Origin of the sequence: Mesorhizobium sp. C089B (genome assembly GCF_030323125.1) — a bacterium.
GTDB lineage: Bacteria > Pseudomonadota > Alphaproteobacteria > Rhizobiales > Rhizobiaceae > Mesorhizobium.
Genome location: NZ_CP100469.1, coordinates 4,243,367 through 4,267,910, shown reverse-complemented (window position 1 = coordinate 4,267,910; position 24,544 = coordinate 4,243,367). Strand labels below are relative to the sequence as shown.

Annotated in this window: 24 protein-coding genes and 1 pseudogene; 14 read left to right on the top strand and 11 right to left on the bottom strand. The window is 62.6% G+C overall.

The features are described 5' to 3' along the window. Nucleotides 1-26: 26 nt before the first annotated feature. Nucleotides 27-1,094 carry an ABC transporter ATP-binding protein gene (locus NLY44_RS21100; RefSeq protein ID WP_023668605.1) on the bottom strand — a complete coding sequence of 356 codons (1,068 nt, stop codon included), beginning with the start codon at nt 1,092-1,094 and terminating at the stop codon, nt 27-29. Between the two features lie 2 nt (nt 1,095-1,096). Beyond that, a complete protein-coding gene (locus NLY44_RS21095; protein WP_023668606.1) occupies nt 1,097-1,867 on the bottom strand; it encodes an SDR family oxidoreductase in 771 nt (256 codons plus the stop codon). 176 nt (nt 1,868-2,043) lie between these two features. Between NLY44_RS21095 and NLY44_RS21090 the strand changes: the two genes are divergently transcribed. The 4 genes from NLY44_RS21090 to NLY44_RS21075 all read left to right on the top strand — a co-directional run bounded on the left by NLY44_RS21090 (nt 2,044) and on the right by NLY44_RS21075 (nt 6,931). Further along, complete coding sequence (locus NLY44_RS21090; RefSeq protein ID WP_023668607.1) at nt 2,044-3,276, top strand: ABC transporter substrate-binding protein; 1,233 nt, start codon at nt 2,044-2,046, stop codon at nt 3,274-3,276. A gap of 423 nt (nt 3,277-3,699) precedes the next feature. Beyond that, nucleotides 3,700-4,569: a carbohydrate ABC transporter permease gene (locus NLY44_RS21085; protein WP_023726098.1), complete on the top strand. Its 870-nt coding sequence runs from the start codon at nt 3,700-3,702 to the stop codon at nt 4,567-4,569. Continuing rightward, on the top strand, nt 4,566-5,390 hold the full coding sequence (locus NLY44_RS21080) for a carbohydrate ABC transporter permease (protein WP_023668609.1): 825 nt from the start codon (nt 4,566-4,568) through the stop codon (nt 5,388-5,390). The genes NLY44_RS21085 and NLY44_RS21080 overlap by 4 nt, the downstream gene beginning before the upstream one ends. A 65-nt stretch (nt 5,391-5,455) precedes the next feature. Then, a complete protein-coding gene (locus tag NLY44_RS21075) occupies nt 5,456-6,931 on the top strand; it encodes a M81 family metallopeptidase (RefSeq protein ID WP_023688837.1) in 1,476 nt (491 codons plus the stop codon). A gap of 32 nt (nt 6,932-6,963) precedes the next feature. Here the strand turns inward: NLY44_RS21075 and NLY44_RS21070 are convergent, their stop codons facing one another. The 6 genes from NLY44_RS21070 to NLY44_RS21045 form a co-directional block, all read right to left on the bottom strand. Beyond that, nucleotides 6,964-9,018, bottom strand: a complete 2,055-nt coding sequence (locus NLY44_RS21070) for a M3 family metallopeptidase (RefSeq protein WP_023806402.1) — start codon at nt 9,016-9,018, stop codon at nt 6,964-6,966. 578 nt (nt 9,019-9,596) lie between these two features. Then, the gene (locus tag NLY44_RS21065) at nt 9,597-10,010 is read right to left on the bottom strand and encodes a hypothetical protein (RefSeq protein ID WP_023732937.1); all 414 of its coding nucleotides are present in this window, start codon (nt 10,008-10,010) and stop codon (nt 9,597-9,599) included. Nucleotides 10,011-10,019: 9 nt separating this feature from the next. After that, a complete protein-coding gene (locus tag NLY44_RS21060) occupies nt 10,020-10,664 on the bottom strand; it encodes a carbonic anhydrase (RefSeq protein WP_023732938.1) in 645 nt (214 codons plus the stop codon). A gap of 150 nt (nt 10,665-10,814) precedes the next feature. Further along, nucleotides 10,815-11,579 carry a DUF429 domain-containing protein gene (locus NLY44_RS21055; protein ID WP_023806401.1) on the bottom strand — a complete coding sequence of 255 codons (765 nt, stop codon included), beginning with the start codon at nt 11,577-11,579 and terminating at the stop codon, nt 10,815-10,817. Beyond that, nucleotides 11,576-12,460: a pyridoxal kinase PdxY gene (pdxY, locus tag NLY44_RS21050; protein WP_023688841.1), complete on the bottom strand. Its 885-nt coding sequence runs from the start codon at nt 12,458-12,460 to the stop codon at nt 11,576-11,578. Before pdxY ends, NLY44_RS21055 begins: the two co-directional genes overlap by 4 nt. A gap of 133 nt (nt 12,461-12,593) precedes the next feature. Then, nucleotides 12,594-12,845, bottom strand: coding sequence for a hypothetical protein (locus NLY44_RS21045; RefSeq protein WP_023693217.1), 252 nt, complete (start codon nt 12,843-12,845; stop codon nt 12,594-12,596). A 163-nt stretch (nt 12,846-13,008) separates the two neighbouring features. Between NLY44_RS21045 and NLY44_RS21040 the strand changes: the two genes are divergently transcribed. The 7 genes and pseudogenes from NLY44_RS21040 to ppa all read left to right on the top strand — a co-directional run bounded on the left by NLY44_RS21040 (nt 13,009) and on the right by ppa (nt 18,059). Continuing rightward, nucleotides 13,009-13,641, top strand: coding sequence for a LemA family protein (locus NLY44_RS21040; protein WP_023681434.1), 633 nt, complete (start codon nt 13,009-13,011; stop codon nt 13,639-13,641). Between the two features lie 239 nt (nt 13,642-13,880). Continuing rightward, on the top strand, nt 13,881-14,651 hold the full coding sequence (locus NLY44_RS21035; protein ID WP_196813610.1) for a TPM domain-containing protein: 771 nt from the start codon (nt 13,881-13,883) through the stop codon (nt 14,649-14,651). Between the two features lie 49 nt (nt 14,652-14,700). Next, nucleotides 14,701-15,156: pseudogene (locus NLY44_RS21030) on the top strand (TPM domain-containing protein); the annotation flags it as partial. 35 nt (nt 15,157-15,191) lie between these two features. Beyond that, nucleotides 15,192-16,082: a TPM domain-containing protein gene (locus tag NLY44_RS21025; RefSeq protein WP_023806400.1), complete on the top strand. Its 891-nt coding sequence runs from the start codon at nt 15,192-15,194 to the stop codon at nt 16,080-16,082. Between the two features lie 6 nt (nt 16,083-16,088). Next, nucleotides 16,089-16,727: a TPM domain-containing protein gene (locus NLY44_RS21020; RefSeq protein ID WP_023728709.1), complete on the top strand. Its 639-nt coding sequence runs from the start codon at nt 16,089-16,091 to the stop codon at nt 16,725-16,727. 168 nt (nt 16,728-16,895) lie between these two features. Next, nucleotides 16,896-17,402 carry a GNAT family N-acetyltransferase gene (locus NLY44_RS21015; protein ID WP_023732945.1) on the top strand — a complete coding sequence of 169 codons (507 nt, stop codon included), beginning with the start codon at nt 16,896-16,898 and terminating at the stop codon, nt 17,400-17,402. A 123-nt stretch (nt 17,403-17,525) separates the two neighbouring features. Next, nucleotides 17,526-18,059, top strand: coding sequence for an inorganic diphosphatase (gene ppa / locus NLY44_RS21010; protein ID WP_023668623.1), 534 nt, complete (start codon nt 17,526-17,528; stop codon nt 18,057-18,059). Nucleotides 18,060-18,275: 216 nt separating this feature from the next. Here the strand turns inward: ppa and NLY44_RS21005 are convergent, their stop codons facing one another. Together NLY44_RS21005 and NLY44_RS21000 are read right to left on the bottom strand one after the other, a co-directional pair. Beyond that, on the bottom strand, nt 18,276-18,872 hold the full coding sequence (locus NLY44_RS21005) for a hypothetical protein (protein WP_023700187.1): 597 nt from the start codon (nt 18,870-18,872) through the stop codon (nt 18,276-18,278). Nucleotides 18,873-19,127: 255 nt separating this feature from the next. Continuing rightward, the gene (locus NLY44_RS21000; protein ID WP_023688845.1) at nt 19,128-19,745 is read right to left on the bottom strand and encodes a TetR/AcrR family transcriptional regulator; all 618 of its coding nucleotides are present in this window, start codon (nt 19,743-19,745) and stop codon (nt 19,128-19,130) included. 73 nt (nt 19,746-19,818) lie between these two features. Between NLY44_RS21000 and NLY44_RS20995 the strand changes: the two genes are divergently transcribed. Further along, on the top strand, nt 19,819-21,102 hold the full coding sequence (locus tag NLY44_RS20995) for an MFS transporter (protein ID WP_031202809.1): 1,284 nt from the start codon (nt 19,819-19,821) through the stop codon (nt 21,100-21,102). A 100-nt stretch (nt 21,103-21,202) separates the two neighbouring features. Here the strand turns inward: NLY44_RS20995 and NLY44_RS20990 are convergent, their stop codons facing one another. Next, nucleotides 21,203-21,481 (bottom strand): hypothetical protein, encoded by a 279-nt coding sequence (locus NLY44_RS20990; RefSeq protein ID WP_032905198.1) that lies wholly within the window; start codon nt 21,479-21,481, stop codon nt 21,203-21,205. Nucleotides 21,482-21,678: 197 nt separating this feature from the next. Here NLY44_RS20990 and typA point away from each other — a divergent pair, with 197 nt between their 5' ends. After that, nucleotides 21,679-23,508 (top strand): translational GTPase TypA, encoded by a 1,830-nt coding sequence (gene typA, locus NLY44_RS20985; protein WP_023806398.1) that lies wholly within the window; start codon nt 21,679-21,681, stop codon nt 23,506-23,508. A 243-nt stretch (nt 23,509-23,751) separates the two neighbouring features. Then, nucleotides 23,752-24,498 carry a M48 family metalloprotease gene (locus tag NLY44_RS20980; RefSeq protein WP_023704967.1) on the top strand — a complete coding sequence of 249 codons (747 nt, stop codon included), beginning with the start codon at nt 23,752-23,754 and terminating at the stop codon, nt 24,496-24,498. The last annotated feature ends 46 nt before the right edge of the window (nt 24,499-24,544 follow it).

Sequence of the window (24,544 nt, the reverse complement as noted above, 5' to 3'; positions counted from 1 at the left end):
GTGTTTTCGTTTTCATGCCGGCGCTCTCATAGCGGCAGGCCTGTCGCCGTGTCGAACAGATGGATGTTTGCAGGCGCGACCGAGACCGGCAGCATCTCACCCGGCTTGACCTGTATCCGATCGCGGAACACGGCGCGCACCGTGTCAGCGCCGATGGCGCCATAGACATGGGTTTCCGAGCCGGTCGGCTCGACGACATCGACCTTGATCGCCATCGCGTCGACAGCCTCGCCGATGACGAAGTGTTCGGGCCGTATGCCGGCCTCGACCGTGCTGCCAGCCGGCACCGTCTTGCTGCCGAGCGCCAGTCGCCCTCCGCCGGCCGATTCGAACCAGCTTTTCTCGGGCGTCGTCTTCAGGGCGCCGGAGACAAAACTCATCGACGGCGAGCCGATGAAGGAGGCGACGAATTTGTTGGCGGGACGGTCGTAGAGCTCCAGCGGTGCGCCGACCTGCTGGATCTTGCCGCGGTCCATCACCACGATGCGGTCGGCCATGGTCATGGCCTCGATCTGGTCGTGGGTGACATAGACGATGGTCGATTTCAGCCGCTGGTGCAGCGCCTTGATCTCGGTGCGCATCTGCACGCGCAGTTGCGCGTCGAGATTGCTGAGCGGCTCGTCGAACAGGAACACCGAGGGTTCGCGCACGATGGCGCGGCCCATGGCGACGCGCTGGCGCTGGCCGCCCGACAGCTCCCGGGGATAGCGGTCGAGATAGGAGAACAGGTTGAGGACGCCGGAGGCCTTTTTCACCTTGTCGTCGATTGCCGTGCGGCTTTCGCCGCGGATCTTTGGGCCGAAGCCGATGTTGTCGGCCGCTTTCAGATGCGGAAACAGCGCATAGGACTGAAAGACCATCGCAACATTGCGCTGCTGTGGCGGCAAAGCGTTGGCGCGCACGCCGCCGATCAAGAGGTCGCCTGAGGTGATCGGCTCCAGCCCGGCCAGCATGCGCAGCAAGGTCGACTTGCCGCAGCCGGAAGGGCCGACCAGCACGACGAATTCGCCGCTCTTGATGTCGAGGCTGATGTTTTCGAGAATCTTATGGCGTCCGAAGGATTTCGACAGGTCGCGGAACTCAACGTCGGTCATGGCTACGCTCCCAGTATGTCGTCGATGAAGGGCAGGAAGCCGGCGGTCAGTCCGGCGTCGACCGGCACCACCGCGCCGGTTATCCCCGATGCGCGATCCGAAACAAGGAAGGCCACCGCTTCGGCCACTTCCGTGGCGTCGACGATGCGGCCGAGCGGATAGAGCCGCTTGAGCTTGCCGAGAACATCCGGGTTCTTGGCCAGGCGATGGTCCCAGGCGGCAGTGCGGATCGAGCCGGGGCAGACGACATTCGCGCGCAGCCCGCTGCGGCCGAGTTCCACAGCGATCGCTTTGGCATAGGCATTGATGCCGGCCTTGGCCGCGGCATAGGCCGGGTTGCCGAAATGGGCGATGGCGTTGACGGAAGAGATGAAGACGACGCTGCCCGAACCGCGCGCGGCCATTGCCTTGATCAGCGGATCGGCGAACAGCATCACCCCGGTCAGATTGAGGTCGAGCTCATGCGTGATCTTGTCGGGGGTCAGCGCTGCAAGAGTCTCGGCGCGCGTCCAGCCGGCATTGTTGATCAGGATGTCGGGCACGCCGTCTTTCCCGAGGATCGCCGTGATCGCGGCATCGGTGGAGATCCGGTCGAGAAGGTCGAAGACGTGGCCCGACGCCAGATGCGGACTGCCGAGCTGGTCTTGCGACTGGTCGCAGCCGACGACGCGCGCGCCTCGTTCGGCCAGCAGCGCCACAATAGCCGAGCCGAGCCCGCCGCCGGCGCCGGTCACCAGCACGGTCTTGCCTGCGAATTCGGCCTTTGAAACCACGCTGCGCGCCTCCCTGGGATACGATAATCGGAAAACGCTATTTTAAGAAATGTAATTAAGCAACAGGATAATCCGCTTGCACGAGGTCAAATGATGGATAATGTAGGAAAGTCACATTAAGCCTTGGTCGCCTGGAAGCCGCAAGAGCGCAGGCGCAGTCAAATGGGAGAGATCGAATGAAGCTTGCAAAATGGACTGTCGGCCTGATGGCCGGAATGAGCCTGCTCGCCCTGGCCGCGCAGGCAGATGCCGGCGAGGTGCGCGTAACCGTCGCCGAATACAGCGCCAAGACCGGCCCGTATTTCGAAGCGGTGAAAAAGGAATTCGAGGCAGCCAACCCGGGTATCACCGTCAAGTTCGAAGTTGTGCCGTGGGACGTGCTGCTGCAGAAGCTGACCACCGACATCACGGCCGGTACCAATGCCGACCTGTCGATCATCGGCACCCGCTGGCTGATCGATTTCGTCCAGCAGGATGTCGCCGAGCCGCTCGACGCCTACATCAAGCCAGACTTCAAGGACCGCTTCATCGACACCTTCCTGTCGCCGTCGATCATGGAGGGCAAGACCTATGGCCTGCCGATCGCGGCTTCGGCGCGCGCCATGTACTACAACAAGGAATTGTTCGAGAAGGCCGGAATCGCCAACCCGCCGGCAACCTGGACCGAGTTGCAGGAGGATGCGCGCAAGATCAAGGCGCTGGGCACCGGCACGTTCGGCTTCGGCCTGCAGGGCAAGGAGATCGAGACCGACGTCTATTACTACTATGCGATGTGGTCGCAAGGCACCGAGATTCTCAACAAGGATGGCACGTCGGGCCTCGGCACGCCGGGCGCGCTCGAAGCCGCCAAGCTCTACAAGTCGATGATCGACGAAGGCCTGACGGAACCCGGCGTCACCTCCAACAACCGCGAGGACGTCCAGAACCTGTTCAAGCAGGGCAAGGTCGGCATGATGATCACCGCACCCTTCCTGTCCAACCAGATCAAGGACGAGGCGCCGAACCTGAAATATGGCGTGGCCGCTATCCCCGCCGGACCGACCGGCGCGCGCGGCACGTACGGCGTCACCGATTCCATCATCATGTTCAAGAATTCCAAGAACAAGGATGAGGCCTGGAAGCTGCTCGACTTCCTGTTCACCACCGAACAGCGCGCCAAGTTCACGCAAGGGGAAGGCTTCCTGCCGGTGAACAAGGAAGAGGCCAAGATGGACTATTACGTCAACAATGCCGACCTCGCCGCGTTCACCGCACTGCTGCCCGACGCTCGCTTTGCACCGGTCATCCCCGGCTGGGAAGAAGTCGCCCAGATCACCTCGGATGCCATGCAGAAAATCTATCTCGGCGGCGACCCCGAGGCAGGCTTGAAGGAAGCGGCTGCCAAGGCCAACGCCGTGATTAAGAAATAGGGCGTATCTCCCTGCGCCCGGCGCGGCCCAGAGATCGGGGCGCGCCACACTTTCCTCTCCCTCCGGAGGGGGGAGAGGTGGCTCGGCGAAGCCGAGACGGAGTGGGGGAACCACCTGGCAACCGCCGCGACGGACATAGGAAGGGCAATAGGGGCAAACATCACCTCGCCTTGCGCCCCAAGGGTCGACATCCACTCCGTCGACCCCACTCCGTCGAGCTCCGCTCGACACCTCTCCCCCGATCGACGGGGGAGAGGAAAGGCCCCTTCCGCAACCGTTGCGGAGGATGGGCAGGCAGGTGAGGGGCAGCGCAAACGTCGCAGGAAATTCAAACCCTGAAGCGCTGCCTTAGACCGATATGCGAGATTGATCCGAGCTGGCGCGCCAGCGCCACTTATGTCCAACACGGTACGAATCCGGCCGATGCAAAATCGTTACCTGCCCTATTTATTGACCTTGCCCAGCCTGTTTCTGGCCGCAGTCGTCATCTTCTGGCCGGTCTGGGACCTGATCCAGATATCAACGCATGATGTCAGCCGTTTTGGGCAGCTGCGGGACTTCAACGATTTCGCCAATTATTCCGCCTTCCTCGCCGATCCCGATTTTCTGGCGGCACTCTGGCGCACCGGCCTGTGGACCGTGCTGGTGGTCGGCGGCGCGCTGCTGTTGTCCGTCCCCGTGGCGATGATCCTCAACACCGATTTCTACGGCCGCGGCATTGCCCGCGTCATCATCATGCTGCCCTGGGCGGTGTCGCTGACGATGACGGCAGTGGTCTGGCGCTGGGCGCTCAACGGCGAAAGCGGGATGCTGAACTCGGCGCTGATCGGGCTTGGCCTGATCCATGAAAACATCCAGTGGCTGGCGCGCGCCGAGACGGCATTCCCGATGCAGGTGCTGATCGGCATATTGGTGACGGTACCGTTCACCACGACCATCTTCCTCGGCGGCCTGTCGTCGATCCCCGACGACCTCTACGAGGCGGCGGCCCTGGAGGGGGCGACGCCGCTGCAGCAGTTCCGCGAGATCACCTTTCCGCTGCTGAAGCCGTTCATCAACATCGCCATCGTGCTCAACACCATCTACGTCTTCAATTCCTTCCCGATCATCTGGGTGATGACGCAGGGCGGGCCGGCCAACTCGACCGACATATTGGTCACCCATCTCTACAAGCTGGCCTTCCGCATCGGCAAACTGGGGGAAGCATCGGCAGTGTCGCTGCTGATGTTCGCCATCCTTTTGATCTTCACCATGATCTATGTGCGCCTCGCCATGCGGGAGCAACGCGCATGACGCCCAAGCTGAAGCGCACGATCATTGCCTGGCTGCTGCTTTCGCCGCTGCTCGTGGTGACCATCTTCCCCTTCGCGGTAATGTTTTTGACCGCGGTCAAACCGCGGCAGGAGGTGCTGTCGCCGACCTGGTGGCCAAGCGAATTCCACTGGTCGAATTTTGCCGACATGTGGGTGGCGACCGGCTTTGGCCAGGCGCTAGCCAATTCGCTCTATGTCTCTGTTATCGCCACCGTCGGCGCCATCCTGATCTCGGTGCCGGCCGCCTATGCCATGTCGCGGTTTCGCTTTGCCGGCTATGGCGCCTTCCGCCAGTTCCTGCTGATCTCGCAGATGATCTCGCCGATCGTGCTGGTGCTCGGCCTGTTCCGGCTGATGGCGGCCTGGGGTCTGATCGAATCCACGACGGCGCTCGGCGTCATCTACATGGCTTTCAACGTCGCCTTCACCGTGTGGATGCTGCAAAGCTATTTCGACACCATCCCGCGCGATCTCGAGGAAGCAGCGTGGATGGAGGGCGCCGGCCGCTGGCTGACCTTGCGAAAAGTGTTTCTGCCGCTTTGCCTGCCGGCAATCGCGGTGACCGCCATCTTCACCTTCATCAACGCATGGAATGAGTTCGTCGTTGCGCTCACAATGCTGCGCAGCCAGGAAAGTTACACGCTGCCGATCCAGGTGTTCTCGCTGGTCGCCGGCCGCTACACGATCGAATGGCACCATGTAATGGCGGCGACGCTGCTGGCGACGCTGCCGGTGGCGATCCTGTTCATCTGGCTGCAGCGCTATCTCGTCCGCGGGCTGGCGCTCGGGGCCGTAAAATAGCAATTCCAGTGTGGAGCGGTTTTCCGTCCGGGATTGCGAAAAACAAATAGCCGTACGGAGTTTTCATGCGCATCTTCACCGCCTCGCTGGCGACCGAAACCAACACCTTCTCGCCGGTGCCGACCGACCGGGCGTCGTTCGAGATGGCGTTCTATGCCGGGCCGGGCAAGCATCCAGACACGCCGACCTTGTGCTCCTCGCCGATGGTCGCGCTGCGCCGGCGTGCGGCTGCCGAAGGGCTGACCGTCATCGAAGGCACCGCCACCTGGGCGGAGCCGGGCGGGCTGGTGCAGCGGCAGACCTATGAGTCGTTGCGCGACGAGATTCTCGGCCAGTTGAAGGCAGCCTTGCCGGTCGACGCCGTCATCCTCGGCCTGCACGGCGCCATGGTGGCGCAAGGCTATGACGATTGCGAAGGCGATCTGCTGGAACGGGTTCGCGCAATCGTCGGGCCCGACGTGGTGATCGCGGTCGAGCTCGACCCGCACAGTCATCTGACCCCAAAGCGCGTCGCGGCATGCAATGTCATGGCCTATTTCCTCGAATTCCCGCACACCGACTTCTATGAGCGCGGCGAACATGTCGTCGAGCTTGGATTGGCGGCGGCGCGCGACGAGATCAAGCCGGTGATCTCGACGTTCGACTGCCGCATGATCCAGGTGCTGCCGACCAGCCGCGAGCCGATGCGCTCCTTCGTCGACCGCATCAAGGCGCTGCACGGCAAGGACGGCGTGCTGTCGGTCTCGGTCATCCATGGCTTCATGGCCGCGGACGTGCCGGAAATGGGCACGCGCATCCTGGTCGTCACTGACAATGACAAGGCCAAGGGCGATGCGCTGGCGGAGAGGCTAGGGCACGAGCTTTACGCCATCCGCGAAAGGACGGCGATGACGATGCTGAACACCGAGGACGGCATCGCGCGGGCACTGGCCGTGCGCAAGGAAAATCCCGGCAAGCCGGTTGTGATTGCCGACATCTGGGACAATCCCGGCGGTGGCGTCGCCGGCGACGGTACGGTCGTGCTGCGCGCCATGCTGGAACAGGGCGTGGACAATTTTGGCGTGGCGACGATCTGGGACCCGATCGCTGTCACCTTTTGCCAGGCGGCAGGCGAAGGCGCCGTCATCGACCTGCGCTTCGGCGGCAAGGCCGGGCCGCTGGCCGGCGAACCGATCGATGCGCGCGTCAAGGTGTTGAAAGCCGTCCCCGAGGGCTGGCAGAGCTTCGGGCCGAGCCGGGTGACGCTCGGACCGACGGCGCTGGTGCGGCTCGAAGGCACCGAAATCGACATCATCCTCAACACCAACCGCACGCAGACCTTCGAGCCGGATGTCTTCTCCAACATCGGTGTCGATCCGTTGTCGAAGGACATATTGCTGATCAAGTCAACCAACCATTTCTACGCCGGCTTTGAACCGATCGCGGCGGAGATCATCTATGTCTCGGCGCCGAGCTCGTATCCGAGCAATCCGGCGGTGACGGATTACAGGAAGCTGACGCGGCCGGTGTGGCCACGGGTGGCGGATCCTTGGCGCTGGTGATCTCCCCCTCGAGGGGGGGAGATAAGGCGGCGCTATAGCAATCCCCGCTTCACCATCATCGCTTCCGGCGAAGGCATCTTGCCGCGGAACGCCGTGTACAGCTCCTCCGGATCCTTCGACCCGCCAGCGGCATAGATATTCTTCCGAAGCCGTTCCGCCAGCGCCGGGTTGAAGGGATCGCCGGTCTCCTCGAAGGCGGCGAAGGCGTCGGCGTCGAGCACTTCCGACCACATGTAGGAATAGTAGCCGGCTGAATAACCGTCGCCGGAGAAGATATGGCCGAAATGCGGGGTGCGATGACGCATGGCGATGGTGTCGGGCATATCAAGCTTTTCCAGCGTTTCGGCTTCGAAACGCAGCGGTTCCGCCGGCGCATCCGGCCGCGCGTGATACGCCATGTCGATCAGCGCCGACGCTGTGAACTCGACCGTGGCGAAACCGGCGCCGAACGTGCGGGCGGCCAGCATCTTGTCGAGCAGCGACTTCGGCATCGGCTTGCCGGTCTTGACATGCAGCGCATGCTTTTCCAGCACTGCGGGCACCGTCAGCCAGTGCTCGTAGAGCTGCGAAGGCAGTTCGACGAAATCGCGGGAAACCGAGGTGCCCGCCACCGACGGCCAGGTGACGTCGGTCAGCATGCCGTGCAAAGCATGGCCGAACTCGTGGAACAGGGTCTTGGCCTCATCGACCGACAACAGCGCCGCTTCCCCCGCCGGCGGCTTGGCGAAGTTCATGATGTTGTAGATCACCGGCTTGGAGCCATCCCCAAGCTTGTAGCCAGACTTCAGCGCGCTCATCCAGGCGCCAGAACGCTTCGAGGATCGGGCGAAATAGTCGGCGAGGAACAGGCCGCGCTCGCTGCCATCGGCGTTCTTCACCACGAAGACGCGCGCGTCGGGATGCCAGGCGGCGATGCCCTTCTTCTCCTCGAAAGTGATGCCGAACAGTTTTGTGGCGACGTCGAAGCAGGCGTCGATGACCCGGTCGAGTTGCAGATAGGGTTTCAGTTCCGCCTCGTCGAAGTCGAATTTTTCGGCGCGCAATTTCTCCTGGTAGAAGCGCCAGTCCCAGGCGGCGAATTTTTCGTTGCTGCCTGCCTTGGTCGCAAGCCGCTCCAGCTCCTTCTGGTCGGCGGCGGCCTTCTCCAGCGCTTTCTCCCAGACCGGGTCGAGGAGGTCGTGCACAGCCTTCGGCGTCTTGGCCATGGTGTCGTCGAGTTTCAGCGCGGCGAACGAGGCATAGCCGAGCAGCCTGGCCTTTTCGGCGCGCAGTTTCAGCATGTCGCGCACCACTGCGGTGTTGTCGCTGGCGCCGCCATTCTGGCCGCGCATGGTGAAGGCGCGGAAAGCGGTCTCGCGCAGATCGCGGCGTTCAGAAAAGGTCGTGAACGGCTCATAGATTGAGCGCGACAAAGTGACGGCGTAGCGGCCCTTCTGGCCGCGCGTCTCGGCGGCTTCGGCCATCGAACTCTTCACGAAGTCCGGAAGGCCGGCAAGATCAGCCTCGTCGAGGAACAGCGCCCAGTCGCGCTCGTCGGCCAGCACGTTCTGGCCGAAAGTGGTGCCGAGCGAGGACAGCTCCTCGCTGATGTTGGCCAGCCGCTTCTTGCCGTCGGCGTCGAGTTTTGCGCCCGATCGCACAAAGCCTTTCCAGGTCTTCTCCAGCACCCGCAGCGTCTCGGCGTCGAGTTTTAGCGTCTCCCGGCGCTGGTAGAGGTCGTCGATGCGGGCAAACAGTTTCTCGTTCATCGAGATCGCCGAGAAATGCCGCGACATCTTCGGCGAGATATCGCGTTCCAGCGCCTGGATCGCATCGTTGGTGTGGGCGCCGGCCCGGCACCAGAAGATCGACGAGACATGGTCGAGCGGCTCACCGGCGAGCTCGAGGGCTGCCAGCGTATTCTCGACGGTCGGCGCATCCTTGTTGCCGGCGATCGCATCGATTTCGGCCTCATGTGCCTTCAGCGCCGCGTCGAACACCGAGGAGAAATCGTCGTCGCCGATGCTGGCAAAATCCGGCAGGCCGAGCGGCCCTTGCCATTTGGTCAGCGGATGGGCGGCGAGATCGACGGTCTTCGTGGACGGCATGGAGGATCTTTCGATGGTCGGACTGAGCGATAGGTACTCTTGGATGTAAGGTGATGCAGCCGGCTAGGCAACCTTGCTTGCGGTGAGGAGATCCCACTCGCTTGCATCTCGTTCCTACCCTCCTTATGTATTTGTAAGTGTATTTCTTAGGAGGTATTTATGGCGGCGCTTTTTATAACCACCGAAGCTCAGAAGCTTCTCAATAATTTCGACGCAAGAATCGCGCAAAAAGAGCAAAAAGGAAGATAGCTACTTGGGAAAAGAGTGACGATGGAAAGTTTTACACTCACAAATCGCAAGGATGGGCAAAGAAAGCATGGTTTAAGCCTGTGATTTCGAGTGATCGCCTGACGTTTAACATAAGAAAACCCCAAAATGCTAATGTTGAATTAGAAACCTATGCCTATTATCACGGCCACTTAATTGAGACTTTTTTGAACCATTTTAATAAAGACTTCAGCAGCGCACAAGCGACTCCCAAACCCACAGCAGCTGATCTTTGTAATTCTTGAATAGCGATCGAAGCCAGATAGCTGTCATTGGTCGTTCACCGACATTGGTACTAGTCCGGCGCTGCGTCAGAAGCCGTCGCAATTTTCGGCGATCGCGGCTTGCGAACTTGCGGTGATGCGGTTGCCGGCGACGGCAAAGGTCTCCTGGATCAGCATGTCATTGTTGGGGAAATCGTAGCAGGCGATGACGGTGGTGACGCCGGCCTCGCTCTTTTCGATGCGATGGCGGATCGCGGCGCCGGCGACAGCACCCTCCCACTCGTCGATCGACGCGATGAATTCCTGCTTCGACTGCACGATGCCGAGATCGTCGAGCTTTATGCGGACATCGTCGGCCAGCAGGTCCGACAATTCGGTGCGGTCGGCGACCAGCAGCGCCGAATACCAGCGGTCGATGATGGCGCCGTCATCGGCGCGGGCAGGGGTGAGCGAGAAGAGCAGCGCCGCCACGGCGAAAACAATCGAATGGCGATCTTGCACTGCTCCCTCCTACGTCAAATCCGGCCGCTCGAAATCGCCGGTGTCCTTGTTCATCACCCAAAGCTCGCCGGTCGAGATGTCGAACCAGACGCCATGCAGCGACAGCCGCCCCTTGCCTTCGAGGATCGAGACGCAAGGGAAGGTCCGGAGATTGGCGATCGAATAGCGGATGGAGATGCGCTCCAGCGCCGTCTGCCGTTCCGTCGCCGTCATGAAAGTGCTGGACGATACGGTTTCGGCCGCCGGCGCGATCAGGCTCATCCATTTGCCGATGAAGTCGCCGGGCGACAGCGGCGCCGAATTGGTGTCGAGGGCGGCGCGGATGCCGCCGCAGCGGCCATGGCCCATCACAACGATGTTTTTCACCTTCAGGCTCTGCACGGCGAATTCAAGCGCGGCCGAGGTCGAGTGGAATTCGCCGTCCGGCGCGTAGGGCGGCACCAGATTGCCGACATTGCGCAGCACGAACAGTTCGCCCGGGCCGGCGTCGAAGATCGCTTCGGGGGCAGAGCGCGAATCGCAGCAGGCAACGATCATGGTCTCGGGCGCCTGCCCCTCGCGGGCGAGCTCACGATAGCGTCCGCTTTCGGTGAGATAGCGGCCGTTCATGAAGTTGCGGTAGCCGGTCCAAAGATGTTCGGGGAGATGGGGCATGGGCTAGGGATGAAGCCTTTCCGGGTTGGTGGCGGCAACTCGTTCTCAGGTCAGGAAGGCTCTAACGGCAAAAGGCCATCCCGGGCAATGCCGAATTGCGGATGGCTCCGTCGCAAATCGCCATGCGGCATGCATGGCTCGAGGCATGCTTCACGCCCAGATGGCGACGGGAATGCCGAAACGGTCGGCAAGCGGCGGGTCGGGAAACGGCTTTGCTTCGCCGCCGGCGATGCGCCCGGCAATCAGCATCATCACGGCGGCGTCGAGGAAATCGTCGGCGGCAGCACCGCGTTGCGGCGGCTGGTCAAGGAAAGCTCTGGTATAGCCGTGCCGGCAGAGCAGTGCCTTGCGCTCTTCCATCCCGGCAGGATTGACTGCGCCCTTGATCTTCTTCGGCAGCGTCATCGGTTTTTCGCCGTTCAGCCGGCAGAAGGCCACTTCGGGGTGCGATTCGAAGACGCGGCGGCGCAGTTGCGGACGTGCGATCAGCAGCGCGTCGATCTCGCGTATCTTGGCAAAGATGCCGAAGGCCTGGTTCGAGACGCCGCGTGGCGGATCGGAGGTCGCCCTGGCCACCTCGCTGGCGCGCCGATGCGCCTCATACCAGGCCTCGACCGTGGTGAAGTCGCTGATGTCGGCGTAGAGGGCCGCGCGGGACGAGATAGAGAAGACGCTGGATTGCCGTGCTCCGAGCATTGGCCGTACCAAGGTCTCCGGCCCGCGCCCGCCTCTTTGCGAGACGTCCGGCAGGCCGATCGGCATGTCGACGGCCACTGTCGCATCGGCGGGCAAGGCGTCGAGCAGGGTCGCAAAGCTGGGAAAGACGCGGACTGACGGCGCGACATCCAGATCGCGGCGGACGGCGATCCAGCCGGCCTTGCAGCCGTCGACCCCGACGACCACGGTCGAGGTCACGCCCGGCGGTCCCGCCCCGGATGCGTGAGGTGGCGCAGTTGCACCATCGCCATCGGATGCGACAGGCTCTGGGCATCGGTTTCAAGCTGCAACTCGTCGCCGCCACGCTTGGCGGTTCGCGCCAGGATTTCGTAGACGGCGGCGGTGGTCGATTGCAGCGCCTTGATCGGCGGCTGCCCCGACAGGATGCGGGCGAGGTAGACGGCCGCAGTCAGGTCACCGAGGCCATTCGGCGGCTTGTCGATGAGGCGGTGTTCGGCCAGCAGCGCCTGGGTGCCGTCAAGCAGCAGATTGCCGGTGCCGCCGGTCATCATCGACTGTGCCGACGTCACCAGCATTGTTGACGGTCCGGCATGGAGGGCGGCCGAGATCACCGATTTCAGATCGGGCAAAGGCGCGCCGGCCATCCACTCCAGCTCATAACGGTTGGGGGTGGCGATGTCGGCGATCGGCATCAGCCGGTCGCGCATCGCGGCGGCCGTCGGCTCGGGCACATAGAGCCCGCCGGAATCGCCCATCACCGGATCGCATATATAAATCGCGTCCGGCGTCTTGGCCTTGACCGCCGCAACCAGCGAGGCGACGGCCTCGGCCTGGCCGGCCTCGCCAAGATAGCCCGACAGCACCGCGCCGACCTCACCCAGCCAGGGCGCGCGCTCGAGATCGGCCATCAGCGCCTTGAACTGGTCGAGCGGCGGCACGATGCGCGTGGCGCGGCCATGGCCCGGATGCCAGGGCAAGATGACCGTCGGTACCGCCCACACGGGAAAGCCCAGCGTCTCCAGCGCAAACACGGCGGCGCGGTTGCCGACCGAGCCGCGGGCGACATGGCTGGAAATGACGATGACCGCGCGCGGCGCGTCGGCTTTTTCGCGGTTCATGGAAAATCCTAGATACGGATAATTTTTCGTTGAATCGTCATCCTGATCTATCTCTTTGGTTGGAGGATGATCTCCGGACAAAACGGTTCCCGTTTGTCCGAGAAAACCGGTTCCCACTTTTCAGGATCATGCTCTAGCTGCCCCGGGAGACGTAGTACACGAGCCAGATCAAAAGGCCGAGGGCGACGATGAGCCCAAGTGCGCGACCGATGCGGGTGCCCCAGACCTCGATCGGATCGGATCGGTCGGCCTCCGCTGCGGTAACATGATCGCGCGCGCCTTTCGCTGCCCGTGACACCAGCGATGCGCCGCCAAGGCCGCCCTCGTTCGCCACGCGCTCGATAATGCGGCGCGATTCGCTGTCATCGTCGTGGCGTTCCGCCATGATCCTGTCCTGTTTGCCGGCAACCATACCGTGTTCGCGCGATCAATCACAGGGCCTCGCCGGCGCATGAATGCGCGCCAGGAATGCGCGCCAGCGGCAGACATTTTCTTGAGCGCGGATTGTGCTAATGCTTCACATGCAACTTCTGTCGAGGGACCTCACCATGTTTGCCCAGCGCCTTGCCTTCCCTTTCCGCAGTCTGCCGGCCGTGCTGATGATGGCCGTCGTGCTGCCTCTGCTCGCCGGCTGCGGCTTCAACACCATCCCGACGGCGGAGGAAAACGCCAAGGCGGCATGGAGCGAGGTGCTGAACCAGTATCAGCGTCGGTCCGACCTCATTCCCAATTTGGTCGAGACGGTGAAGGGCTATGCCTCGCATGAAAAGGACACGCTCGATGCGGTGGTCGAAGCGCGCGCCAAGGCGACGCAGATCACGGTGACGCCGGAAACGCTGAAGGACCCCGAAGCGCTCAAGAAGTTCCAGGATGCGCAATCAGGGCTGACCAGCGCGCTGTCGCGGCTGATCGCGGTGTCGGAGGCCTATCCCGACCTCAAGGCCAACCAGAATTTCCTGGCGCTGCAGGCGCAACTCGAAGGCACCGAGAACCGTATCGCCGTGGCGCGGCGCGACTACATCCTGGCGGTCAAGGATTACAATCTGACGCTGAGGACCTTTCCGTCGGTGCTATGGGCAACCTTCTGGTTCCGCAGCAACGAGCCCTTCGCCAACTTCACCGTCGAAGAAGACAAGATGCAGCCGCCGAAGGTCGATTTCGGCACGAAGCAGGGCGGGTGATGACGTCTGGGTGAGCTTGGCCTTTGCCAGCCTTGCGTTCCTTCACACCCCCCTCTGTCCTGCCGGACATCTCCCCCTCAAGGGGGGAGATCAGCTGTCTTCTGTCCTTGCGCCAAATATCAGCGTTGCCGGCTGAGCGTCGGCAGCGAGATTGCCAATCTCCCCCCTCGAGGGGGAGATGTCCGGCAGGACAGAGGGGGACGCGAAGGAACGCCAACCTTGGTGTTCTTCTCGCCTTTCTGGCCGTCTTCCTGCCCCTCACCGCCTTCGCCGCCGACCTCCCCGCGCTGACCGGCCGCGTCGTCGATAACGCCGGCATTATCGACGCGGGAACCAAAGCCGCGCTCACCCAGAAACTCGCCGACTTCGAGACAAAAGGCTCCGACCAGATCGTCGTCGCCACCATCCCCAGCCTCGACGGCGAGGAGATCGAGCCTTACGCCAACCGGCTGTTTCGCTTCTGGAAGCTCGGCCAGGCCAAGGAAAATAACGGCGTGCTGCTGCTGGTGGCGCCGAACGACCGCAAGATGCGCATCGAGGTCGGCTATGGGCTGGAAGGCACGCTGACCGATTTGCACACCAAGCTGATCATCGAAAACGACATGGTGCCGGCGTTCCGCGCCGGCGATTTCTCCGGGGGCATTTCCAAGGCCGTCGACGACATGGTGATGGTGCTGGAAGGCAATCCGGAGGAATTGGAGGCGCGCGGCGAGCGCAACCAGAAGCCGCCCATCAATACCGACAATCTGTTCTTCGGCGTCTTCATCAGCATCTGGGCAATCATCTTCTTCGGCAGCATGGCCGCCTCCATCCTGCCGCCGATCTTCGGCCAAAAACTCGGTCCCGGCCGCTATCGCTGGCTCGGCATGACATTCGAGCCGGGCCGGCGGTCGTCCAGCGGCGGCTGGTCTTCGGGCGGGGGCGGCTGGTCGTCGGGTTCAAGCGGTGGTGGCGGCTTTTCCGGCGGCGGCGGTTCGTCCGGCGGCGGCGGCTCCTCGGGAAGCTGGTGACGAGATGACAACACGCATCGCCAATCCCTGGCATGGCCGCTTCGCCACGATGACCGGCGCTGCCTTGCTGGTCTTGCTCGTCAGCTTCGCGGCGCTGGCGGCGGAACTGCCCGCCCTCACCGGTCGTGTCGTCGACAATGCAGGCATCATCGATGCCGCGACCGAGGCGGCGCTCACCCAAAGACTGGCCGATTTCGAGACCAAAGGCTCCGACCAGATCGTCGTCGCGACGGTTCCCAGCCTCGACGGCGAGGAGATCGAGCCTTACGCCACCCGGCTGTTCAACGCTTGGAAGCTCGGCCAGAAGGCCAAGAACAATGGCGTGCTTCTGCTGGTGGCCGTGAACGACCGCAAGATGCGCATCGAGGTCGGCTACGGGCTGGAAGCCACGCTCACCAACCAGCACGCCACACGGATCATTGAAGGCATGGTGCCGGCCTTCCGCGCCGGGGATTTCTCCGGCGGTATTTCCAAAGCGGTCGACGACATGATCATGGTGATTGAGGACAGTCATGGTGGTTGAGGGGAACTGGTGACGGCATGACAGTACGCGTCTTCAATCCGCCAAGACCTGGCCGCGCAGCCGCGACGATCGGCATCGCGCTGTTGACGATGCTCACCATGCTGTTTGTAGCTTTGGCGGCAGACCTGCCGGCACTCACCGGGCGGGTGGTCGACAATGCCGGTATTATCGACGCCGCGACCAAGGCGGCACTGACGCAGAAGCTCGCGGATTTCGAGACCAAAGGCTCCGACCAGATCGTCGTCGCCACGATCAACAGCCTCGACGGCGAGGAGATCGAACCCTACGCCAACCGGCTGTTCCGCTTTTGGAAACTCGGCCAGGCCGGCGAAAACAACGGCGTGCTTCTGCTAGTGGCCAAGAACGACCACAAGATGCGCATCGAGGTCGGCTACGGGCTGGAAGGCACGCTGACCGATTTGCACACCAAACTGGTCATCGAAAACGACATGGTGCCGGCGTTCCGCGCCGGTGATTTCTCCGGCGGCATTTCCAAGGCCGTCGACGACATGGTCATGGTGCTGGAAGGCAACCCGGAAGAGCTGGAGGCGCGCGGCAAGCGCAACCCGGCCGACCGCAGCACGCCCATCGATCCCGTCGTCGCGGTCTTCCTGATCCTGTGGGCGGCGATGTTCTTCGGCGGCCTGGCGATGGCCTTCCTGCCGCCGATCTTCGGCACCAAGCTGTCGCCGGGCGTGTATAAATGGCTGGGCATGACCTTTCGCTACGGCCAGGGGCCGAGCGGATCGTCCTCGGGCTCCAGCAGCTGGACAACAAGTTCGTCGTCGGGCAGCGGATGGTCATCGGGAAGTTCGGGCAGCAGCTGGTCTTCGGGCTCAAGCAGCGGCGGCGGGTTTTCAGGCGGCGGCGGTTCGTCTGGCGGTGGCGGGTCTTCAGGGAGCTGGTGAGAGAAGATGGCAACACGACCGATCAGCCCACAGGACCATGAGCGCATCGCCACCGCGATCCGCGCGGCCGAGGCCAAAACCGACGGCGAGATCTACTGCGTCGTTGCGCATGCCAGCGACGGCTATTTCTTTCCCGCCGCCTTCATGGCGACATCAGGCATGCTGATTGCCAGCCTCGCCGTCGCTTATGGGCTGGAAGCCTGGTGGCTGTCGATCCGGCTGCCGCATTTCGTCATTGTCCAACTGCTGGCACTGGCCTCGGTGTTGGTGCTTTTGTGGGCGCTGCCGGGCTTGCGCATCCATCTGGTGCCGCGCCGGCAGCGTTATCAGGCGGCACATCACAATGCGCTCAGGCAGTTCCTCGCCCGCAATGTCCACCGCACCACGGCGCGCACCGGCGTGTTGGTCTTCGTGTCGATCGCCGAGCGTTATGCCGAAGTGGTCGCCGATTCGGGCATCGACAGCAAGGTCGGCCAGCATGTCTGGGACGGCGTGGTGCGCGATCTCCTGCAGCATGCCGGTCACGACCGGCTCGCCGACGGCTTCGTCAAGGCGATCGGGCAGGTCGGCGCGGTGCTGGCCGAGCATTTCCCGGTGACGTCGGGCGATGCCAATGAACTGGACGATCATCTCGTCGAGATCTGAAAAGCCAGCACGCGCTACCCGGACGGACGCCTGACCGCGCCGGCTGGGTGCGTTTTCCAGGCAGGCTTTGCCCATTGTCAGCAGTGTCGCGATCGGCTGTGAGAAAGCGGTCGGCGGGCTGACCTCGACTCTTGCAAATGGCCGATGCGGGTTTATGGTTAACAAATCATGAATACGCTGAGCATCGACATCAGGAAAGCCGAACCGCGCGACGCCGGCGCCATTGCCGACGTGCACCAGCTGGCCTGGGAGGGCGCCTATTCCGGCATCATCCCGCATCGCTCGCTGACCTCGATGATCAACCGCCGCGGCGCCGACTGGTGGGCCAACGCCATCCGCCGCGCTGCCACCGTTCTGGTGGTCGAGATCGGCGGCACCATCGCCGGCTATGCCACGATCGGCAAGAACCGCGCCCGCGAGCTGAAGCAGCAGGGTGAAATCTACGAACTTTATTTGCGTCCGGAATATCAGGGCATCGGGCTCGGCAGCCGGCTGTTCAAGGCGGCGCGGGCGCGGCTTGCCGACCACGGGCTGAAGGGAATGGTGGTGTGGGCGCTGGAAGACAACCAGAATGCGCTTTCCTTCTATGCCGGCGCGGGTGGCCGCGATGTTGCCGAAGGCGTCGAGGTTTTCGAGCAGAGGGCGCTGAAGAAGGTCGCCTTCGTCTGGGAATGACCGGTCTCGGTTACAAATCATCACAAACCGTGCGCTTCCATTAGCGCTCCGTACCAATCGCCGCATTGCACCATGCCGCGCCGCCCGCTATCGATCGTGGACATCGAGAGAGGGATTTAAGCCATGCGTATCGAAGCCATTGCCATCGGAAAGAACCCGCCCGAGGACATCAACGTCATCATCGAGGTGCCGATCGGCGGCGAGCCGATCAAGTACGAGATGGACAAGGAGGCCGGCACGCTGTTCGTCGACCGTTTCCTGCATACGTCGATGCGCTACCCCGGCAATTACGGTTTCGTGCCGCACACGCTCTCGGGCGACGGCGACCCGATTGACGTTCTGGTCTGCAACACCCGCGCGCTGGTGCCGGGCTGCGTCATCAATGTGCGGCCGATCGGCGTGCTGGTGATGGAAGACAATGCCGGCCAGGACGAGAAGGTCATTGCCGTGCCGTCGCCGAAGCTGACGCTGCGCTACGAAAACGTCACCGAATACACGCAGCTGCCCGAGATCACCCGCGACCAGGTCCAGCACTTCTTCGAGCACTACAAGGATCTCGAGCCCGGCAAATGGGTCAAGATCGAAGGCTGGCACGATTCCAAATACGCCAAGAAGATGATTGTCGACGCGATCGCACGGGCGAAGGCGGCAAAGTAGCGCCGAGAGAGGCCTGCGTCTCGTTCAAGTAAGCGGCAAACGCCAGCGCGAGGCACCCCCTCTGGCCTGCCGGCCATCTCCCCCTCAAGGGGGGAGTCGCAACGGCTTTCGTCAATTTTCAGCGCCGAAAGAAAAGCGCCGCCAGCGAAGCTGCCAATCTCCCCCTTGAGGGGGAGATGCCCGGCAGGGCAGAGGGGGTGCCTTGCACCCACGTGACTAGTTATCCACCCGACCAAACGCCGGCACGTTGCCGATGACGGTGTGCTTGTCCTTGCCACAGGCGAAACTCTTCGCCTTTTCGTCGGCCAGCTTGCGCGCCTGGTCATTGGCCTGCGGGTTGCCGGTGGCCAGCACGAGGCCGATGGTGCAGCCGTCGCGGGCTTCCATCTGGGCGACCTTGGCGACGAGCAGCACTTCGGTCGGCTTGTTCTCGTCCTCGGGATTGCTGATCGAGCGGCGGTGGATGACGGCAAAGGGAACGGCAACGTCGCCCTTGGTCTCGATGCGCCACTCGACCTTGGCGCCGGACGAGTTGAAGCCGGAAAAGCTCTCCCAGACCGAGGTCATGTCGCCGCCGGGCGGAAATCCGTAGAACAGCGATTCACGGGCGTCGTCATAGGCGATCAGCACGGGATAGCCACGATAGCCGGAGCAGGCGAGTTCGGCCCATTCGCCGTCGCCTTCCTGCGCCTGCGCATAGGTGACGCAGTCCTTTTGCGAGTCGAGGTCGGTGTAGACGCTTGATATGCCGTCGGCATGGGCGGTTTGGGATAGGGCGGCGAGGGCGAATGGAACAAGCAGCAGGGTTCGCATGCGGACGTCTCCCGTGAAGTTCGCCCCAGCCTATCGCCAAATCTGCGGCCGGCCTAGCGTGCCAATCTCAACGTTGGCGCCGCCCAAATCGCCCTGCCGGGCAATTCTCCCCCTGAACGGGAGAAAGTGGCCGGCTGCGCCGCTGGCGACAACCTTGCAACGCTGGCAATTGGCGAAATCGTGATGAGAGCGTTCCTCGCCCCATTTCCGGGAAAGGATGCCGGCAGGTGAGGGGCGGCGCCAACGTTCGAAATGTTATTTCTTCAAGCTCGCCTCGATCAGCAGGTCGGCGTTGTGGGCGACCGCCGCCGCCGGGCCTCCGAGGCCGAAGAGCTGGCCACTGATATAGGCGCCTTCGATCAACAGCAGCAGGCCGTCGCCGAGCGTGTCAGGGTCTTTAGCGCCCATCGCTGCGGCCATGGCGCGCAGGCGGTGGCGCAACTCCTGCTTGTTGGCCTCGCTGACGACACGCGCCGGATGGCCATGTTCGGGATATTCCACCGCCGCGTTGGTCATGCCGCAGCCGCGATAGTCCGGCCTTTGCGTGCGCTTGCCGACGCGAGTCAGAAAAGCCCTGAGCTGTGCCCGCGGGTCGCCGGGATGGGCAGCCACGGCTTCGTCGAAACGCTCCCAATACTCACGGTCATATTGCCTGAGATAGGAAGCGGCGAGCTCGTCCTTGGAGGGAAAGCTGCGGTAGAGGCTGGGCTTGGTGACGCCGGCGCGCTTGACGATTTCGTCGACGCCGATCGCCCGGATGCCGCGGCGGTAGAACAGGTCGTAGGCCACGTCGAGGATTTTCTTGGCAGCCTTGGGCGGTGCGGCTGCATGACCGTCCTTGATGGTCAGTTCATTATTTTTGTCCGTTGGCATGGTATGACTCGATTGACGTGTTACCGATCGGTACGTATACATGTCCTCACCCTGCAACGTACCGGTCAGTAACATGATAGCTCAATCCCGTCCCTTTGGCCAGCGCTACGCTTTCGTCGTGGTTGGCGTCATCTTCCTTTGCCTGTTGATCGCGGCCGGGCTTCGTTCCGCACCCTCGGTGATGATGCTGCCGTTGGATAAAAGCTTCGGCTGGGGGCGCGATACGGTTTCGATTGCCGCTGCGATCGGCATCTTCCTTTACGGCCTGACCGGGCCGTTTGCCGCCGCATTGATGGAGCGTATCGGCTTGCGCCGCACGCTGCTTGCCTCGCTTGTGATCATGTCGGGCTCGACCGCGCTCAGCCTGCTGATGACCGAGCCCTGGCACCTGTTCCTCACCTGGGGCGTGTTTTCCGGCATCGGCTCCGGCGCGGTCGCCACCGTGCTCGGCGCCACCATCGTCAACCGCTGGTTCAAGACCAATCGCGGCTTGGTGATGGGGCTGATGTCGGCCTCCAGCGCCACCGGCCTGTTGGTGTTCCTGCCGCTGCTGGCATCGCTCGCCCAGTCGGGCGGCTGGCAGCCCGTCGCTACCGCCGTCTCGATCGCCACCGCCTGTCTTCTGCCGCTGGTCTGGCTGTTGGTTCCGGAGCGTCCCGCTTCGATCGGCATGGTGCGCTATGGCGCCGGGGCGGATGACGTGCCGCCGGTGTCGCCGGCATCGCAAGGCAATTTCCTGGCGCATACGCTGAACACGCTACGCCGCGCCGCCGGCACCCGCGTCTTCTGGTATCTGTTCGCCACCTTCTTCATCTGCGGCTTCACCACCAACGGGCTGGTCGGCACGCATCTGATCTCCTTCTGCGGCGACATGGGCATCCCCGAGGTACGGGCCGCGGGCCTGCTGTCACTGATGGGGATTTTCGACCTGATCGGCACGACTTTGTCGGGCTGGCTCACCGACCGTTTCGACCCGCGCAAGCTGCTCGGCGTCTACTACGGCATTCGCGGCCTGGCGCTGATCTATCTGCCCTATTCCGGCTTCTCGGCGACCAGCCTGATCATCTTCGCCGTGCTCTACGGTCTCGACTGGATCGCCACCGTGCCGCCGACGCTCAGGCTCGCCAACGAGGCCTTCGGCGACCGCAGCGGCCCGATCGTGTTCGGCTGGATCGTAGCCGGCCACCAGGTGGGCGCCGCCACCGCCGCCGCCTTCGGCGGCACCATGCGCGAACTGCAGGGCAATTACGAGCTGGCTTTCCTGATCGCCGGCATGACGGCGATCGTGGCTGCGTGTCTGTCGCTGCTGATCAATACGAGCAGGCCGGCTTTCGATCCGGAGCCGCAAGCGGCGTAAGGCGCGGTACTAATCACCCCCTGGTGACGCTCGATCCGGTGCGGTCGGCGTAAGCCTATGGGTCGGTGCGAAGGATCGCTACGCCTGGAATGGGCAGCCGTCAGTCCGGATAGCAAACCGTCGGAATCTTCGGCCAAACGGCGCTGTCGCAGCCGGCAACCTGCTGCTTCTGCTTGAAAGAGGCGCTCACCGGGCCGGTGACCACGGGGTCGACGCCATCAGGGGCGTCGGCAAACATCTGCTCGGCCGTCCGGTCGGACGACGAGGCGGGATTGGCTTCCTTCACCGTCGCGGCCGATTGGGCGGCATTGGCCGCCAGCAGGGCAGCAAATGCGACCGAAGCGATGAGTGGCCAAAATCGATTGAGTTTGTCGGTCATGAATTTCGAACTACCCGGGCCCAGAAAGGTTCCCGCCTTGGTTAACAAAACCACCTCACACCGAGATGCTTAAGATTTGATGAGTATTTGGTGATGCGCCTCCTCTTTCGCAATTGCGAAAAACCCTGTATGAGCCGCGCAACCGAAAGAGGCGGCGCCTTTTGGCCTGCTGCCTGCAACGCTCCCGAGACCACAAAATGAAAATTCGTAATATCGCGATCATCGCGCACGTCGACCATGGAAAAACCACCCTCGTCGACCAATTGCTGCGGCAATCCGGCTCCTTCCGCGACAATCAGCGCGTCGCCGAGCGCGCCATGGATTCCAACGACCTCGAAAAGGAACGCGGCATCACCATCCTGGCCAAGGCGACCTCGGTCGACTGGAAGGACACCCGCATCAACATCGTCGACACCCCCGGCCACGCCGATTTCGGCGGTGAGGTCGAGCGCATCCTGTCGATGGTGGATTCGGCCATCGTGCTGGTCGACGCCGCCGAAGGCCCGATGCCGCAGACCAAGTTCGTCGTTGGCAAGGCGCTCAAGGTCGGCCTGAAGCCGATTGTCGTCATCAACAAGATCGACCGTCCGGACACCCGCCACGTCGAAGTGGTCAACGAGGTGTTCGACCTGTTTGCCGCCCTCGACGCCACCGACGACCAGCTCGACTTCCCGATTCTCTATGGTTCTGGCCGCGATGGCTGGGTCTCGGAAAATCCGGAAGGCCCGAAGGACCAGGGCCTGGCGCCGCTGTTCGACCTCGTCATCAAGCATGTGCCGGAGCCGACCGTTCATCCCGGCCCGTTCCGCATGATTGGCACCATCCTGGAAGCCAATCCCTTCCTCGGCCGCATCATTACCGGCCGTATCGAGAGCGGCACGCTGAAGTCCAACCAGGCGGTCAAGGTGCTCCACCATGACGGCACGCAGATAGAAACCGGGCGCATCTCCAAGATCCTCGCGTTCCGTGGCCTTGAGCGCCAGCCGATCGAAGAGGCGCAGGCGGGTGACATCGTCGCCATTGCCGGCCTGTCCAAAGGCACCGTCGCCGACACGTTCTGCGACCTGGCGGTGACCGAGGCGTTGCATGCGCAACCGATCGATCCGCCGACCGTGACCATGTCTTTCCTGGTCAATGATTCGCCGCTCGCCGGCACCGAAGGCGACAAGGTGACCAGCCGCGTCATCCGCGACCGCCTGCTGCGAGAAGCCGAAGGCAATGTCGCGCTCAAGATCGAGGAATCGCCCGACAAGGATTCGTTCTTCGTTTCCGGCCGCGGCGAATTGCAGCTGGCCGTGCTGATCGAGACGATGCGCCGCGAAGGCTTTGAAATCGCCGTGTCGCGTCCGCGCGTCGTCATGCAGAAGGGCGAGAACGGTGAATTGCTGGAGCCGGTCGAGGAAGTCGTCATCGACGTCGACGAGGAGCACGCCGGCATCGTCGTGCAGAAGATGTCGGAGCGCAAGGCCGAGATGGTCGAGCTGCGGCCTTCGGGCGGCAACCGTCAGCGCATCGTCTTCCACGCGCCGACGCGCGGACTGATCGGCTACCAGTCGGAACTGTTGACCGACACGCGCGGCACCGCCGTGATGAACCGGCTGTTCCACGCCTACCAGCCCTACAAGGGCGAACTGCCGGGCCGCACCAACGGCGTGCTGATCTCCAACGAACAGGGCGAGGCAGTGGCCTATGCCATGTGGAACCTCGAAGACCGCGGCCCGATGGTCATCGACCCGGGCGTCAAGGTCTATCAGGGCATGATCATCGGCATCCATAGCCGTGACAACGACCTCGAAGTGAACGTGCTGAAGGGCAAGAAGCTGACCAACATCCGCGCCGCCGGCAAGGACGAGGCGGTGAAGCTGACGCCGCCGATCCGCATGACGCTGGAGCGCGCGCTGGCCTGGATCCAGGACGACGAGCTGGTCGAGGTGACGCCGAAGACCATCCGCCTGCGCAAGCTCTATCTCGACCCGAACGAGCGCAAGCGCTTCGAGAAGTCGGCCAAAGTGGTCGGCGCGGCGTAACGGTTTTTGTTTTGGCGAGATGGGGACGACCCAACCCATCGTCTCGCCGAATGGGACAGGCTTCCCACTGGGAGCAGCCTGGCGCCCAGCCAGCCCAGCGGTGTCTCTTCAAAGGACCACAGCGGAAGCTCATAGTGTCATGATATTCTCGTTCCTCTCACTCCTCCGCACGGTATGCTAGCTGTGGGTGGAGGCGAGGAAACGGGTGTGCGAAATGCCGTTCGGGATTTCGTGCGGAGTCTTATGCAAGACGACACGCGGCGAAGGCTCGCAGCCCACAAAAAGCTTGTTGGATTTGGCAACGCGGCACTGCCGGCGATCGAGTATGAGCTGGCAAAGATCGATCTGGGTAAGGTTTCCCATCGCGAAGTTTCAACGGTTGTGGCGGGCCTCGCTACTGCCCTGCACGATATTAACGAAGATGCATCTCGACGATATATTTCGGATTCGCTTGCAGGACCGATAACTCCCCTTATGCGCGCTGCGCTCCGCAGCATCGTTCGCTTTGCGATGGACGACTGGCTGCGGTCTTCAGTTGGCGACATCACTGTTCTGGAGCATGGCAAGCTCGACAGTGGTTTGGAGGCGGCGCGGCACATTGGCCACTGGCTTGCAAATGTACCTGCAGCCGATCTGATTGGCATTTCGCGAATCTATATAATCCCGGAAATCCCCGAACCCGAGTTCGCCGGCACTTACCTCCAGACAGTATCGGTCATCGAGATTGTCTGGCGACGCCCATCCAAACATTGGATTGGCAACGCATTTCGCAGATTCATGATCGAGAAAACGCTCTATCACGAAATAGGCCACCATGCGCTGCAGCATGTCGAAATGGGACAAGACCCCGATCAGGAAAAGCAGGCAGACCGCTACGCATGGAAAATGATGCGCAGGGCACATCCCAATCTATGGATGCTTACTTTTCCTCTGCGGTTCCTTGGCGCGTCTGAACGACGGAAAAATGCCAAGGAGTTGGAAGCCGTATAGGATGCGTTTCGAAAGGTCGGCCAAGGTGGTCGGTGCAGCTTAAGGG